Annotated in this window: 11 protein-coding genes; 3 read left to right on the forward strand and 8 right to left on the reverse strand. The window is 40.1% G+C overall.

Annotated features, from left to right (window positions below; all coding sequences use genetic code 11):
* Positions 1-37: 37 nt before the first annotated feature.
* On the reverse strand, positions 38-1,816 hold the full coding sequence (locus J0A69_RS03665) for a chloride channel protein (protein ID WP_206585153.1): 1,779 nt from the start codon (positions 1,814-1,816) through the stop codon (positions 38-40).
* Between the two features lie 70 nt (positions 1,817-1,886).
* Complete coding sequence (locus tag J0A69_RS03670; protein ID WP_206585154.1) at positions 1,887-2,810, reverse strand: M28 family peptidase; 924 nt, start codon at positions 2,808-2,810, stop codon at positions 1,887-1,889.
* Between the two features lie 70 nt (positions 2,811-2,880).
* On the opposite strand from J0A69_RS03670, the gene J0A69_RS03675 reads away from it, so the two are divergent.
* Entirely contained in the window at positions 2,881-3,864 is a 984-nt protein-coding gene (locus tag J0A69_RS03675; protein ID WP_206585155.1) for an NTPase, read from the forward strand.
* Positions 3,865-4,067: 203 nt separating this feature from the next.
* Here J0A69_RS03675 and yjjX read toward each other — a convergent pair whose 3' ends face one another.
* On the reverse strand, positions 4,068-4,634 hold the full coding sequence (yjjX, locus tag J0A69_RS03680) for an inosine/xanthosine triphosphatase (RefSeq protein WP_206585156.1): 567 nt from the start codon (positions 4,632-4,634) through the stop codon (positions 4,068-4,070).
* A gap of 27 nt (positions 4,635-4,661) precedes the next feature.
* Positions 4,662-5,369, reverse strand: a complete 708-nt coding sequence (locus J0A69_RS03685) for a YebC/PmpR family DNA-binding transcriptional regulator (protein WP_206585157.1) — start codon at positions 5,367-5,369, stop codon at positions 4,662-4,664.
* A gap of 145 nt (positions 5,370-5,514) precedes the next feature.
* Here J0A69_RS03685 and J0A69_RS03690 point away from each other — a divergent pair, with 145 nt between their 5' ends.
* Together J0A69_RS03690 and J0A69_RS03695 are read left to right on the forward strand one after the other, a co-directional pair.
* Positions 5,515-6,846 (forward strand): NAD(P)/FAD-dependent oxidoreductase, encoded by a 1,332-nt coding sequence (locus J0A69_RS03690; protein ID WP_206585158.1) that lies wholly within the window; start codon positions 5,515-5,517, stop codon positions 6,844-6,846.
* Positions 6,847-6,935: 89 nt separating this feature from the next.
* Entirely contained in the window at positions 6,936-7,370 is a 435-nt protein-coding gene (locus tag J0A69_RS03695) for a DUF4890 domain-containing protein (protein WP_206585159.1), read from the forward strand.
* 92 nt (positions 7,371-7,462) lie between these two features.
* On the opposite strand, the gene J0A69_RS03700 is transcribed toward J0A69_RS03695, so the two are convergent.
* From J0A69_RS03700 to J0A69_RS03715, 4 genes are all read right to left on the reverse strand, one after another.
* Positions 7,463-8,941 carry a glutamate synthase subunit beta gene (locus J0A69_RS03700; protein WP_206585160.1) on the reverse strand — a complete coding sequence of 493 codons (1,479 nt, stop codon included), beginning with the start codon at positions 8,939-8,941 and terminating at the stop codon, positions 7,463-7,465.
* 1 nt (position 8,942) lies between these two features.
* Positions 8,943-13,433, reverse strand: coding sequence for a glutamate synthase large subunit (gene gltB, locus J0A69_RS03705; RefSeq protein ID WP_206585161.1), 4,491 nt, complete (start codon positions 13,431-13,433; stop codon positions 8,943-8,945).
* 396 nt (positions 13,434-13,829) lie between these two features.
* Entirely contained in the window at positions 13,830-15,179 is a 1,350-nt protein-coding gene (gene gldE, locus J0A69_RS03710) for a gliding motility-associated protein GldE (protein WP_206585162.1), read from the reverse strand.
* Between the two features lie 69 nt (positions 15,180-15,248).
* Positions 15,249-15,704, reverse strand: coding sequence for a single-stranded DNA-binding protein (locus tag J0A69_RS03715; RefSeq protein ID WP_206585163.1), 456 nt, complete (start codon positions 15,702-15,704; stop codon positions 15,249-15,251).
* Between the last annotated feature and the right edge of the window lie 39 nt (positions 15,705-15,743).

Raw genomic sequence — 15,743 nt, forward strand, 5'->3', positions numbered from 1 at the left:
GGATAAATTGGCAGTCCAAATTTTATTCTAAAATCGATTAATCTTGTTTTTGTCTAATCAATCTTTTCCTGTAAGCGTTGAAAATTCTTGACTTGGAAACGAAGCCCAAATAAACTCCATTTTCGATTACAGGAAGATTCCAGGCGCCAGAGCTTTCAAATTTATCCATCGCTTTTTGCATATTCTCAGTAGCCAATAGGATTTCTGGAGGACTATGCATCAAATCCCGAATAAAAATAGTTTCCTGTCTAGTGGTGTCAAACATGATGTCTCGGATATCGTCCAAAGTGATGATACCTCTCAGTGCTTTTTTATCATCGACCACAGGGAAAATGTTCCTTTTTGAAATTTTTACTAGATCTATCAGGTCTTTTAATTTCGCATCAGGGTGCACAGGCAGTAGATCCCGTTCTATCACATGCGTGATATCTATGAGCTCTAGCAATTCCTGATCTTTGGATTCAGGAATAAACTTTCCTTTATCTTTTAATTGAAGTGAGTATAAGCTGTCCTTTTGATAATAAGTAGTTGTGATGAAGGAAATCGCCGACACAAACATCAGCGGTACAAAAAGCTCATAACCTCCCGTAATTTCTGCAATTAAGAATATCGCAGAAAGTGGAGAATGCTGCACCCCGCTCATAACTCCACACATCGCGACAAGCGTAAAAGAAGCCAATGGCAAAGGAATATGGAATCCAAAAAGATTCTTGGAATAGGCGAAACCAAATCCTACTATTCCCCCTACATAAAGGGAAGGTGCAAAAATACCGCCGCTACCACCACCACCAATTGTCAAGGCCGAGGCTATGGGTTTCACCAAAATGATCAAAACCAGAAAGACAATGATCATGTATGGATTTTCTATCACAGAAAAAAATGGGCTTCTATTTAAGATTTCAGCCGACTTTCCGTCAATCAATTGGTTCAGGGTAGAATAACCTTCACCGTAAATGGGAGGAAAGAAGAAAACCATAAAACCCAACAAGGCACCACCGTAGAGCATGCGTAAAGTTTGGCTTTCCAGACCCTCCATTGCTGTTTCTGTTCTTCTGACAGCTCTGCTAAAATAAAGTGAAACAAGCCCGCAGATTATACCCAATAATAGGTAATAGGGCATGTGTGCAGCTTGGAAAGTTTCAGAGAAGTTGAACTTAAAGATCGAGTCTTTTCCGATGATGATCATGGAAGTTAACGAGCCCATCACTGATGCTATTAGCAGGGGAATGAAACTCGCTGTGCTAATTTCCATCAGGATTACCTCAATGGCAAAAATCACTGCACCAATAGGCGCTCCAAATATGGCTGATATTGCGGCTGCAGCTCCACAACCAATCAATAAGGTTCTTTTCTTTGCATTTAAATGCATCAAAAGCCCTGTATTTGATCCTATAGCAGAACCTGTGACAACCATCGGTGCTTCTAATCCGACCGAACCACCAAATCCAACAGTAAGTGCCGAAGTGAATAGCCGGCTATACATTTTCACCCGAGGGATCAAACTTTGCTTTTTGGAGATATTGAACAAGACATCTGGGATACCATGGCCCCCAACGTCCTTAAAAATGTATTTCCCAACGAAATATGCAGCCGCGATCCCTATCATAGGATAAAGGATGTAAAGAAAATTAGCGTACTCGTTGTAAAAATCCTCAGTTAGAAATTCTTGAATGGCATGTACGCCACTTTTCAACATTACCGCTGCAAGCCCAGAAATGATCCCAATGATTCCACTCAGGATAATAATAAAAGATTGATTACTCAGGTGCCTGAGTCGCCAGATTAAAAGTTTTGTGATGAAATCTGTTTTCGGCAAAATTCTGTTGGAAAATCCTTCAATTAACTTACAAATTAAGCATCCTTTCAGCCAATCCGAAAGAATGGGTCTATTCTTTCAATAAATTCTGATCAAGTGCGATGGCACATTTTAAAATGAGATTGACAGCATCAAAGTAAAAATCAGGCTGAATGTTGCCAAACTCATCACTTGGTTTGTGGTAATCTTTATGATCTTCAACACCAAAATAAATATGTGGAACTCCTTTTTCCAGAAAGGCTCCATGATCAGAGGATTTGCTCCAGTCATCCCTGCCCGTATTAGGTAAGTCATGCCCAAATTTCAAACTTGGTTTTTGACCTCTTGAAGCGGCTTCCAGAATAGGCTTGAAAGTTGGATTTTGGTAGGTACCAGAGGCATATAATTCTCCATTCTCATTTCTGGAAATCATATCCATATTGATGTTCAAAACAATATCTTCCAAAGGAAACGGAAAATCATTTACCAAGGCTCTTGCTCCTTGTAGGCCCATTTCTTCGGCGTCTAATGCAATGAAAATCATGCTGTGCTTCGGCCTGTTCTTTTTGAAATATTCTGCCAAAGCAAGCAAAGCGGCCGTTCCAGAGGCATTATCATCTGCTCCATTATAAATCGAATCGCCCTCAACAGCTCTCCCAATTCCCACATGATCAAAGTGGGCAGTAATCACAATTAATTTTCTGGATTCACTTCCTGCTACAAACCCTTCTACATTCACACCTTCAATAGGTTCAGGGTTTCTTCTGCTTTCGAAGGAAAATACCTGCTCATGATTCTTATAATGAGTAGTTAAACCTATCTCATTGAATTTTTCAATCAGGTACTTTCTAGCTCTTAGATTTTCTTCGGTACCGGTTTTTCTGCCTTTGAAATCATCTGAGGAAAGGTATTCCAGATTGTTTAAAAGAGATTTTTTATCAACTTGCTGTGCCTGTAGCCCAGTGAATGTAGATAAATAGAATAGGAAGAAGGAAAATTTCAAAAAGGACTTCATTAATTGAAATAGTTTGCGTTATGTATATTCGTAAAATTACTAAGCTATTAGACTCCACCTATTTCTTCGCATGAAATATATTTTATCAGTTGTTTTTATTTTGAAATGCTCTTTCCTATGTTTGGCACAAGGGACCTTGCCAGAATCATTTTTTAATGGGAAATCAGTTGTCATGGTTTCAAATGATCCTGGAGCTAGACCAAATATGACCTGGAAAGCTTTAGCAGATAGCGTTCACACTTCATTGGTCGAGGCAGGGGGTGATCCAATAGGGTATTTTGAATTGGAGCAATTGACAATTTCTGAAGCGGTTCAGGCAGATTATGCTAAAGCATTTGCAACTCGCCTAGTCAAAAATATCATTTTTGTAACCCGCCAGAAGAACAATACTACAATTCATGTGGCTCCGTTTACAAATGATGCCCAAATGATACCTTCTACGAGCTTATATGGAGTAAGTGCTGGAGATTTCAAAGCCGCCGCTAGCCAATTCGCCGCTATAGGAGAAAATTCCAAAACCAAGAATTTATTGGTTTTGGATGTGCCGGAGTTTCCTAGCATAAATAGTGAAGAATCTGTTGCAAGTCTTAAGTTTTTACCAAGAAATCCTCTAAATCTTGAAGTTTTTAAACTGGGAATTCCTATTGAGGGCTCTTCAGCAGAGACAGGATTACTGAGTTATTTCAGGTATGATATGTACGGCAAGTCACAAGCTACTATTCTAGCCGAACAAGAAGCTCAAAAGTCTGGATTAGAACAGATTTTAAAAGCAGAGTATCCCTATGAAACCGCTTGGCTTACTGAAGCAAAAACTAATGAAGAATTAATTAAAGAAAAGATTCAATTCATTTTGGTGAAAGTGGAGGGAAGGGAATCCGATATGATGAAAAGTATGGGAGTGGAAATACCCGAGGGAGAAACTTCCAATAGGATTGTCGTAAAATATTACATCGAGCTCATAGTCCGAGATGAACTCTATATAGGTCCTAAATGGGATGCAGACCCAGATTGGAGAGTAGCTTTAAGAAATTTCCTGAGGAATTTAAAAGAATAGACCTCCGAGAAGGAGGCCTACAGTTGAGTCAAATTAGGGGTGATTGAAACAACTTCTTTTATTCTATTTTTTATTACTGAATTAATTAATGTAGTAACATTTAATGTTGCTAAAGAAGCTATTAAAATCGAAATTTCCAACCTTCCCCAAATAATTTTATAAAGTGGCGTGGTTTTGTTATATTTTTTATTAACAAATTCCTTTTAATAGAGATTTTTGTTGAGGAAAGGAATCAAAGCTAAAATGATGGCTTGGGAATAATAGGCTTTCCTATCCACCACTCCATGCGTTAAGATTCCTACCGATCCTCCTTGTTGCTTGGAGTTTTCCTGAGCAAAAACCGTATCATCTGCCTCTCCTAATTCCATTCCTCCCTGAACTAGTTTTTGAACTTGAGCGGGCAAATAAAAAGTACCGGTTTTGGCTTGACTGGATTTGCCATCCCTATCTTCAATATAAATCCAAGCAAAGGCAAACATGCCATGCTCGTCATCGTCTATTCCGCCTTCGATTCCAACCCAGAAGCTGGCTTCAGGAAAGGTTTTTTTGGCATTCTTGGCCCTATTCTTTGCACCTAAATAAGTTTCTGGATCTCCTTTTGGTTGATCAGGAACTCCCGATGCGGCATTTACTCCATTTACTAGGAAAGCTTTTGAAAAAGCCTCTGAAAAGGCATTTTCTGTACAAGAAATTTTTACTGGATTCTTACTTCCAACAATAACTAGCTGCTTTTCAGAATCCTGAAAGTTTACTCTTTTTGGGAAATTCATAGATATAAAAAAACCTAGGCGGTGAGCCTAGGCCATGTTAGTGAATACTTGATTGACATCGTCGTCTTCTTCCATTTTTTCGATCATCTTGTTGATGACTTCTTCTTGCTCTTCGGTCAGTTCAGTCAGCGTAGTCGGGAACCTCTGGAAATCTGCACTGATGACTTCAATTCCTTTTTCTTCCAAAGCTTTTTGCATGGTTCCGAAATCAGAAAACTCAGTGTAGACGAATAATTCTCCTTCGTTTTCATCAATTTCAGAAAGTCCGTAGTCGATTAATTCCAACTCCAATTCCTCCATGTCCCAGTCTCCTTGTGCGAATCTAAAAACTGCTTTGTGATCAAACATAAAGCTTACAGATCCTGAAGTACCCAAAGATCCTCCGGCTTTGGTAAAATAAGATCGGACGTTAGCTACGGTTCTGTTGATATTATCTGTGGAAGTTTCAACGATAACGGCTATTCCAAATGGGCCATAACCTTCGTATACTACTTCCTCGTAATCTTTTTCATCTTTGTTTGAAGCCCTTTTGATAGCAGCTTCAATTCTATCCTTAGGCATTTGGGCGCCTTTGGCATTTTGGATGATTGTTCTTAATCTCGGGTTTGAAGTGGGGTCTGGTCCTCCGGCTTTAACCGCCATGACGATTTCTTTTCCCAGACGAGTAAAAACTTTGGACATTTTGTCCCAACGCTTGAATTTTCTTTCTTTTCTGAATTCAAATGCTCTTCCCATGGTATGCTTTATTTGGGAGGTAAAAATAGTAAATCTTTTGATCTATGGGTTAATCTGACAAAAACCATCCCTATAAATTAGAATTACCTATGGCTTTTTTGTCCTCATCCAAACCAAATCCGTAAGGTATTTTAAACTTCAGCCTATGTTACCCCCAGCTCAACAACCCATTCCAAATATTCCTGATTCCGGTCTCAAAAAAGTCGTCATTGTAGGTGGCGGATTTGCTGGTTTAAAGCTTGCCAGAAAATTAAAATCAGGACCTTATCAAGTCATTTTATTAGACAAAAATAATTACCATCAGTTTCAGCCATTGTTTTATCAGGTTGCTACTGCAGGTCTGGAGCCAAGTGCTATTTCATTCCCTTTAAGGAAAATTTTTCATAATACCCCGAATACGATCTTTAGAATGGCAGAAGTTCATTCTTTTGATTCCCGGATGAAGCGATTGTATACAGAAATCGGTTTCATAGATTATGATTATCTGGTTTTGGCTATGGGTGCAGACACCAATTATTTCGGCAATAAAGCCATTGAATACTTTTCTGTCCCAATGAAGACAGTTTCTGAAGCCCTTTACATCAGAAATAAGATTATTTCCAATTATGAACGGGCAATCAATATTGAGAAAATGGATGACCGGAAATCTCTGATGAATGTCGTCATTGTTGGAGGAGGGCCTACAGGCGTGGAGTTAGCAGGTGCGATGGCAGATCTAAGGAATAATGTCTTTCCAAAAGATTACCCGGAGCTTAATTTCAGTAACATGAAGGTCGTTCTGATAGAGGCTGGTCCCAAGCTTCTTGCAGCAATGTCTGCAGAGTCACAACAACATTCTTTGAAATATCTGAATGATCTAGGTGTTGAGGTGATGCTGGATACAAAAGTTCATGATTACGATGGAGAAACCGTCAAATTAGAAAGAAAAGATCCGATCCATACGCATACTTTGCTTTGGGCGGCAGGGATTAAGCCTAATTATATCGAAGGTCTTGGTCAGGAACATTACGCTCCAAATGGCCGAATCTATGTGGATGAATACAATGAAATCTTAGGAGAGAATGGCATTTTTGTTTTGGGAGATGTGGCTTTACTGAGAGAGGAAAACTATCCAAAAGGCCATCCACAAGTTGCTCAAGTAGCCTTACAGCAAGCGGAGAATTTAGGGAAGAACCTATTGAAGGTAGCTGAAGGAAAAGAGAGAAAACCATTTCACTACAAAGATTTGGGCTCGATGGCCACTGTCGGTAGAAAAAGAGCTGTCGTTGACCTACCATTTATGAAGTTTCAAGGGATGATGGCCTGGTTGACTTGGCTTTTTGTACACTTGATGGCAATTCTTGGGGTTAAGAATAAGCTGTTCATTTTTATGGATTGGGCTTGGAATTACCTGAGCTTTGATCCGAGTCTTAGGTTATTGATTAAACCTAAATATGTTCGGGCAAGTGAGAGAAAAGAGCTGATTGAGGAGAAATAGCCATTTAAGGTTTGTTAACAACAAAAGGGAGGTTCTGATTAAACCTCCCTTTTTTATTGCTGTCTAAAAGACAAACAAATCCATAAGACATGAAAAAATTAATTTTAGCAGCAGCACTAGTATGCATGGCAACATTTGGTGCTTTTGCCCAACAGCAAAAAAGAGGCGAAACAGCTACTCCGGAAGAAAGAGCTCAAAGACAAACAGAGAGAATGGCTGAGCAGCTTCAGCTTTCAGAAACTCAAAAAGCTCAGATTTTGGCAATCAATCTAGAGCATGCGAAAAAAAGGCAAGCAGAGATGGAAGCAAGAAAAGCTGAAATGGATGCTAAAAGGGAAGAAATGAAAGCGATGCGAGAAGAGATGAAAGCTCAAGATGAGCAAATCAAGGAAATCCTTACCGAAGAGCAAAGAGCAAAGTGGGAAGAACTAAAAGAAGCCCAAATGGATAGAAGAGGCCGAAGATCCGGAGGAGAGATCCGCGAAAGAGGAGAAATGCCTCAAAGAAAAAGAGGAGGTAATTAAAATAGGAAAGCCATCTGCCGAAGCGGATGGCTTTCTGTTTCGCAGGGTTGTCAACTAAACAGGGATTCTATTGGATTATTTGAGCTTTAGACTCAATCAATACCTGCGATTTCTTCTTCCACCTGAAAAAAGGATTCATCCTTTTGTGGTAGAGATGAGCTCCCCATTAGATATTCGTCTACTTTTACAGCAGCTTCCCTTCCTTCTGAGATCGCCCAAACTACTAAAGACTGTCCCCTGCGCATATCACCGGCAAGGAAAACTTTTGAGTTTGAACTTTGATAATTTTTAGATTTTGGAAGGGTGTTTTCCATGGTATCTACTCCAAAGGCTTCTAAAAGACCATTTTGAGCTGGTCCGCTATATCCAATTGCTATAAATGCACGATCGCAAGGAACCACTCTTTCAGTACCTTCTAACTCTTCGAAAGTCATTCTTCCGCCTTTTTCAACCCACTCAATATCGACGAGCTTTAACCCAGTCACTTCACCTTCATCATTTCCAATAAATTCTTTTGTGAGGATAGAGAATACACGTTCTGCCCCTTCATCATGAGAACTTGATGTTCTCAAAGTCATAGGCCATTCTGGCCAAGGGTTTAAGGTATTTCTTTGTTTAGGTGGTTTCGGTAAAAGCTCAAGTTGTGTGATCGAAGCTGCACCGTGTCGATTCGATGTACCGATACAATCCGAGCCTGTATCTCCACCGCCGATGACAATGACATGCTTGTCTTTAGCTGAAATAGGATTTTCCTTTATTTCTCCATTGATCACGCGGTTTTGGTTACCCAAAAACTCCATTGCAAAATGGACACCTTTTAATTTGTCACCGTTGATTCTTAGTTCTCTTGGTTGGCCTGCACCGGTAGAAAGTACGACTGCATCAAAGTTTCTAAGAATATTCTCCGCTTTGATGTTAAAACCGACTTCTGTGCCGCAAGTGAAAATAACTCCCTCTTGCTTCATGACATCAATTCGTCGATCGATAACCCATTTTTCTAATTTGAAATCAGGTATACCATATCGAAGCAAACCGCCAGGTTTGTTGTCTTTTTCAAAGACCGTAACCTCATGACCAGCTTGATTTAATTGATCAGCTGCTGCCAAACCAGCAGGTCCCGAACCAATGACTGCTACTTGCTTGCCCGTTCTTTTCTCAGGTGGGCTTGGTTGAATCAGTCCCAGTTCATAGGCTTTCTCAGCGATGCTTTTCTCAATCAGTTCGATAGCAACCGGGTCTTTGTTGATTCCCAAAACACAGCTTGCCTCGCAAGGGGCAGGACAAATTCTTCCTGTAAACTCTGGGAAGTTGTTTGTGCTTTTTAGAATCTGGATAGCCTGTTCCCACTCCTGATTGTAAACTGCATCATTGAATTCTGGAATCACATTGCCTAACGGACATCCGTTATGGCAAAATGGAATCCCACAGTCCATGCATCTTGCAGCCTGATGATTTAATTGCTCGCCAGAAAATGGCTTATAAATTTCCTTGTAATCGCCGATCCTTTCTTTTGGATCACGGCTCAAAGGAGTTTCTCTCTTGAATTGTAAAAAACCTTCTTTCGCTCCCATCTTACACCAATGATTTAGATTGTTGTTCAGCTCTTTTTTTCAAAACAGCCTTGTAATCTCTTGGGATTACTTTAATAAATTTCTCTTTTGATTGATCCCAGTCTTCCAAGAATCTAGTACCAAGCGCACTTTCAGTTAGCTTGACATGTCGCTTCAAGTAAGCTTTGATTGTGGCAAAGTCTTCTTCTTCTAAGATGTCAATGTCCACAAGCTCTGGGTTGATTTCTGTAATGTAATCTTTCAGGATATAAGCGATACCGCCACTCATTCCAGCAGCAAAGTTTCTTCCTATTTCTCCTAAATTGATTACCAATCCGCCAGTCATATATTCACAGCCGTGATCTCCGATTCCTTCGATGACTGTTTTAACACCGGAGTTTCTTACACAGAATCTCTCGCCACCTTTTCCGTTGATATAGGCTTCACCTGATGTAGCTCCATAAAATGCCACGTTTCCGATGATGATATTCTCTTCAGGAAGGAACTTTGAGTTTCGACTTGGATAGATGATCAGTTTACCACCGGAAAGTCCTTTTCCGAAATAATCATTAGCCTCACCTTCCAATTCAAAATTGACACCCTTAGTAAGGAATGCTCCAAAGGTCTGTCCTGCGGAACCTGTAAACTTAAACTGGATAGTATCATCTGGTAAGCCTACACTTCCAAAGATTTTCGAAATCTCATTTGAAAGCATCGCTCCAACAGATCTATCGGTATTTTTGATCTGGAAATTACCTGAAGAAGGTACAGCCTGCTCCAATGAAGGATGGGCTGCTTTGATCAATTGTCTGTCCAAAACCCGCTTCAATTCAAAATCCTGGTCAATTTGCTTGTGGATACCCACATGATCAGGAACTTCTACTCTGTGGAAAATTGGAGTCAAATCAACTTTATCCCACTTCCAGTGATTCAAATGACCTGTAGATTGTAAGATATGGCTTTGGCCAACCATCTCATCAACAGTTCTGAAACCTAAGGATGCCATGATCTCTCTTAGATCCTGAACCAAGAAGTTGAAATAGTTTACCACATGATCCGGATCACCGGTAAATAACTTTCTTAATTCTTCATTTTGAGTGGCGATACCCACTGGGCAGGTATTCAAATGACACTTACGCATCATGATACACCCTTCCACTACCAATGCAGCGGTAGAAATACCCCATTCCTCAGCACCAAGTAAAGTAGCTATTGCCAAATCTCTTCCGGTTCTCAACTGACCGTCAGTTTGAAGAGTCACACGGCTTCTAAGGTTGTTTTTTACCAAAGTTTGATGAGCCTCAGATAATCCAAGTTCCCATGGTAAACCAGCGTGTCTGATCGAACTTAGTGGAGAAGCACCTGTTCCTCCATCAGCTCCTGAAATCAGAATTACGTCTGCCATTGCTTTTGCAACACCAGCTGCTACAGTTCCGACACCAGCCTGTGACACTAGCTTCACATTGATTCTGGCCTTTCTATTAGCATTTTTCAGATCGTAGATTAGCTGAGCAAGATCCTCGATAGAATAAATATCGTGGTGTGGTGGAGGCGAAATCAGCCCAACTCCAGGAGTAGAATGTCTTACTCTTCCAATCCAATCATCAACCTTATGGCCTGGAAGCTGACCTCCTTCTCCTGGTTTGGCGCCTTGTGCCATTTTAATCTGCAATTCAGCGGCATTAGTAAGGTAATTACTGGTCACTCCAAATCGACCAGAGGCCACTTGCTTGATAGCTGAGCGTTCCCAATCCCCGTTTTCTTTTCTTGCAAATCGGATTTCATCTTCTCCGCCTTCACCGGAATTACTCTTTCCACCAATTCGGTTCATGGCTATTGCCAATGTAGAATGGGCTTCATGAGAAATAGAACCAAATGACATCGCGCCAGTAGCAAATCTTCTCATGATGCTTGATGCCGGTTCGACTTCATCAATCGGAACGGTAACACGCTTCTTGAATTCAAAAAGACCTCTAAGCGTCAAAGCGTCTTTGGACTGCTCATTTATTTTGCTTGCAAATTTCTTGTAAAGTGCAAAGTCGTTTAATCTTGTTGATTTCTGTAATAAATGGATGGTTTCAGGGTTGAAAAGGTGCTTTTCACCTCTTCTTTTCCACTGATACACACCACCAGTTTCCAATACAGGACTCTTGGTGCCGTAAGCGGCTCTGTGTCGAATCAAAACTTCTTCTGCCAATTCATCAAATGAAATTCCTGAGATTCTTGAAATCGTTCCTTTAAAACATCTATCTACTACTTCAGGACCTAAACCAAGTGCCTCAAAAATCTGGGCTCCCTGATAGGACTGAAGGGTACTGATACCCATTTTGGAAAGAACTTTTAGCAATCCTTTTCCGATAGCCTCTTGGTAATTGGAGAATAGCTTTTTCTTGTCAGTCACTTTGGTAAGCTGACCTTTTTCAAACATTTCCAAAAGTGACTCAAGCGCCAAATACGGGTTGATTGCAGAAACACCATACCCGATTGCAGTAGCAAAATGATGAGTTTCTCTGATGTCTCCTGACTCAAGCACTAATCCTGCTTTGGTTCTTATTTTCTTCTTCACCAAGTGGTGATGAACAGCTCCAATAGCCAATAAGGATGGAATAGGAGCCCATTCTTCATTACTGTTTCTATCAGAAATGATCAGAATGTTTTTACTTTCTTTGATTGCATCTTCCGCTTCTTGGCATAATCTGTCCAAGGCTTCCAACAATCTACCAGGCTGATGATCTGTCTTGAAATGGCTGTAGATTTTTTTACTTCTATAGCCCAGATGCTCCATGTTTTGGATTTTGTCCAGATCCTCATTTAGCAAAACAGGCTGAGAAATATGGATTTGACGCGTATGCTTAGGGCTTTCCTCCAGGATATTATGGCTTTCTCCTAAACGTGTAAATAAGGACATCACCAATCTCTCTCTAATCGGATCGATCGGAGGATTACTTACCTGAGCGAAAAGCTGCTTGAAGTAATTGGAAATATGCTGACTCTGCTTGGAAAGCACAGCCAATGGCGTATCTGCGCCCATTGATCCAATTGCTTCATAGGCGGTATCACCCATCGGCGCCAAGACCACTTTTACTTCTTCGGAAGTATATCCGAAAACAGTCTGACACTTTTTAAGATCCTTGGTATTGTAAGGATGAGAAAGCACTTCTGGATCTGGAATCAATCGAAGTTTGATTCGCTGATCAGCTACCCATTTTTCATATGGTTGCTTGGTACAGATTTCACCTTTTACTTCTTCATCAAATAACACCCGTCCTTTTTCCAAATCGGCCCAAAGCATTCTTCCTGGGCTGATTCGGCCTTTTTCCATGATCGTAGCTTCCCGGATTGGCAAAGCTCCTGCTTCTGAAGATAGGATTAGTCTTTTGTCTCTAGTGATGAAATATCGTAATGGCCTTAAGCCGTTTCTGTCAAGAGTAGCACCTACAGATTTTCCGTCTGTAAAGAGCAAAGCTGCTGGACCGTCCCATGGCTCCACAAGAGATGCATGGAATTTATAAAATGCTTTACGGTCTCTATCCATCACTTCATTGTCCTGCCAAGCCTCAGGTACAAGCATCATCATGGCATGAGGAAGGGATCTTCCGGTCAGAGTCAATAGCTCAACCATCGCATCCAGGTTTGCTGAATCCGAATTGGATTGATTAGTGATAGGTAGAAGCTTTGCAAACTCTTCATCGGAGAAGAATTTGCTCTTCATCAAGGTTTCCTTCGATTTCATCTTGGTGAGGTTACCACGAATGGTATTGATCTCACCATTATGAGATAGGAATCTAAATGGCTGGGCAAGCCTCCAGTTAGGGAAGGTATTGGTAGAGAATCTCGAGTGAACAATCGCAAAAGCAGATTCAATTTTGCTGTTTTGAAGGTCTTTGTAAAAAGCCAAAACTTGATCAGTTCTCAGCTGTCCCTTATATATAAGTGTATTGCTGCTTAAACTGGCAAAATAGAATGAATTGTTAACTCCAGGAATTTTAGAATTGATTTCCGAAGTAGCGTAGTTTCTTAATAAGTATAGCTTTCGCTCCAGATCTATTCCCGTCAGCCCCTTTTTGTGCTTCACAAATAGCTGCTCAATATTTGGCATTACTTCTAAAGCCCCAGATCCAGGAACTGTCTCGTCTACCGGAACCTCTCTATATCCAATCAATTCGAAATCAAGCTCGTTTATGATTTGATTTAGGAGTTCTTTTGACTTATGAAATAGCTGCTTGTTTTTTGGGAAAAAAGTCATTCCCACGCCATAATATCCCGCTTCCGGTAGGTCAATTTCTGACCGGAGTGTAATGTCTTTTAAGAATTGATGGGGTACCTGTATAAGTATACCTGCTCCATCACCTGATTTTGGATCGGATCCTCTGCCTCCACGGTGCTCCATGTTACTAAGCATGTATAAGGCATCGCTAATTGTCTCATGAGATGGTATTCCAGTCAAGTCGACAACTGCACCAATACCGCAGGAGTCATGCTCAAACTCCGATCGATACAACCCTTTTTGCATTTTTGGTAGAATTTAATAGGTTCAAAATTTCCAAAAAATACAGAAAAAAAATCTTTCATTAAAATTAAGGCAATGAACAGGCCTTCTAAATGCTGTATTTTTTATGGAATTAGAGTTTATTGATTTTTTGGCAATGAACTATTGGGTTTCTCAAATCCATTGACTTTATAAAATTTAATCAAAAATTTGAAAAGTGGGGTATAAAAGGGCAATAAAGTGGTCAAAAAAATGCGAATTCTGTAAAAACCGGTTTTTTGGAAAAAATTTTTAAAAAATTTAAAAAAATTTTCGACAAAATGAGGGCAGACCTATTTGTTAAGAAATCTATTTCAAAAACTGCAGAATAATATTTTGAAAAAGACAAAAAACTAAAAATTCAATTTTATAGCCTTCCCACTAGTCAGTATATGGTCCCGTGCTGTCTTTTTCTGACCCAATTAAATGTACCTTCACTTTTTTGATCTTTCGGGCATCGACTGCCAGAATCGTAAATTCAAACTCGTCAAATTTTATTTTTGTGCCATTCTTTGGAAGCTTGGAGTTCAATTCAAGTAGCAATCCACCCAAAGATTCACTTTCTCCTTTGACCTCTTCAAAAATCTGTTGATCTAGTTCTAGCTTTTTACAGAAATCATTTAAAGAAACCTTGCCTTCGAAGATAAACGTGTTGGGATCCAATTCCTGAAAGAAGATATCATCCGTATCGTCAAACTCATCATTGATTTCTCCGATGATTTCCTCGATCAGATCTTCAAGAGTTACAAGTCCCGAAGTGCCTCCATACTCATCCACGACTATGGCCATGTGTACACGCTTCAATTGAAAATCCTTCAATAAGCTGTCTACTTTTTTGTTTTCAGGAACAAAAAAACTTTTACGGATAAGGTCCTTCCAAGCAAAATCCTCATCCCGCTCTATGTATGGCAGAAGATCTTTGATGTAAAGGATTCCAGAGATATTGTCTATCGTTTCTTGATAAACTGGAATTCTGGAATAACCGCTTTTATTGATTTTATCCATCAATTCATGGAAATCCATCTCTTCATCGATAGCGGTAATATCCATTCTACTTCGCATTACTTGCTTGACCGTGAGAGTACCAAAGTTTACAATCCCCTTCAAGATATCCCGTTCCTCTTCTGGAGTATCTTCAGTTGTCATTTCCAAAGCCTGATTCAGCTCATTTACAGAAAGGGAGTAACCTCTTTTTTGTATGTTTTTCTCGATCAGATTGCTCATAGCCATCAAAAATACTGAAATAGGTTTAAGCAATGAGCTAAAGAAATTTATGCTAGGCGCCATGATGAGGCTAAACTGCATACTCGCTTTGGAAGCATAAACCTTGGGGACAATCTCTCCAAAGAAAACGATGGCAAAAGTAACTCCGATGGTCTGGATCAAAATGATCAAAATCCCTGTGGCATTCATTCCAAAGATGGACCAAGAAACAAAAGTGGTCAAAGTGACGATTCCTATGTTGATCAGATTATTCAAGATAAGAATGGTACTCAGAAGCTTTTTTGGGGATTCTACCAGCTTAATGACAGATTTGGCGTTCCCAGATTGATCCATTTGCAAGGATTCAAGATCTTCATTGGATAGGGAGAAAAATGCAACCTCTGAACCAGAAACAAGGGCAGAGCCAATTAATAGAATAATAAAAAGTAAACTGTTAATGATCAGGTAACTTACGCTTACGTCACTGATCTGAGCGAGTAATTGGTAACTCGGGTAGGGATCGTCCATGAATAATCCAGAATGTTTGATACAAAAGTAAAAAAAAATCCCCCGAAAATAGCTTTCGAGGGATTTGAATTAAAATGGAAGATCGTCATCTCCTTCGTCCATCACCATATTACCTCCACCAGTCTGCATCGGAGCAGGCGTTGATTTGGACTGTGGACTGCTCATTGGTGCATTGGATGGGCTTCCACCCTCCGGTTTACCACCCAGCATGGTGAAGCTGATCACTCGGATTTTGGTTCTTTTACGGTTCTGACCTTGTTCATCTTGCCAAGTGTCAGATTTGATTTTTCCCTCAACATAGATTTGGGAACCCTTTTTTAGGTATTGCTCAGCGATTTTTGCCTGACCATCCCACATTTCCAGATCATGCCATTCGGTTTGATCAACGCGGTTTCCGTTTCGGTCCTTGTAAGATTCGGTTGTGGCCAAACGAAGGTTTGCAACTGCCTTATCACCTTCTAGATATTTTACTTCTGGATCAGCTCCGAGATTGCCTAATAGAATTACTTTATTGACTCCTGCCATAATTTTTGATGATTAAATGAAAAAAAATGAAAGATTGAA

It is taken from the genome of Algoriphagus pacificus (assembly GCF_017254845.1).
GTDB lineage: Bacteria > Bacteroidota > Bacteroidia > Cytophagales > Cyclobacteriaceae > Algoriphagus > Algoriphagus pacificus.

Coding starts and splice junctions, on each gene's coding strand:
- J0A69_RS03670 (WP_206585154.1), bottom strand. CDS start 2,810: ATGAAGTCCTTTTTGAAATTTTCCTTCTTCCTATTCTATTTATCTACA.
- J0A69_RS03675 (WP_206585155.1), top strand. CDS start 2,881: ATGAAATATATTTTATCAGTTGTTTTTATTTTGAAATGCTCTTTCCTA.
- yjjX (WP_206585156.1), bottom strand. CDS start 4,634: ATGAATTTCCCAAAAAGAGTAAACTTTCAGGATTCTGAAAAGCAGCTA.
- J0A69_RS03685 (WP_206585157.1), bottom strand. CDS start 5,369: ATGGGAAGAGCATTTGAATTCAGAAAAGAAAGAAAATTCAAGCGTTGG.
- J0A69_RS03690 (WP_206585158.1), top strand. CDS start 5,515: ATGTTACCCCCAGCTCAACAACCCATTCCAAATATTCCTGATTCCGGT.
- J0A69_RS03695 (WP_206585159.1), top strand. CDS start 6,936: ATGAAAAAATTAATTTTAGCAGCAGCACTAGTATGCATGGCAACATTT.
- J0A69_RS03700 (WP_206585160.1), bottom strand. CDS start 8,941: ATGGGAGCGAAAGAAGGTTTTTTACAATTCAAGAGAGAAACTCCTTTG.
- gltB (WP_206585161.1), bottom strand. CDS start 13,433: ATGCAAAAAGGGTTGTATCGATCGGAGTTTGAGCATGACTCCTGCGGT.
- gldE (WP_206585162.1), bottom strand. CDS start 15,179: ATGGACGATCCCTACCCGAGTTACCAATTACTCGCTCAGATCAGTGAC.
- J0A69_RS03715 (WP_206585163.1), bottom strand. CDS start 15,704: ATGGCAGGAGTCAATAAAGTAATTCTATTAGGCAATCTCGGAGCTGAT.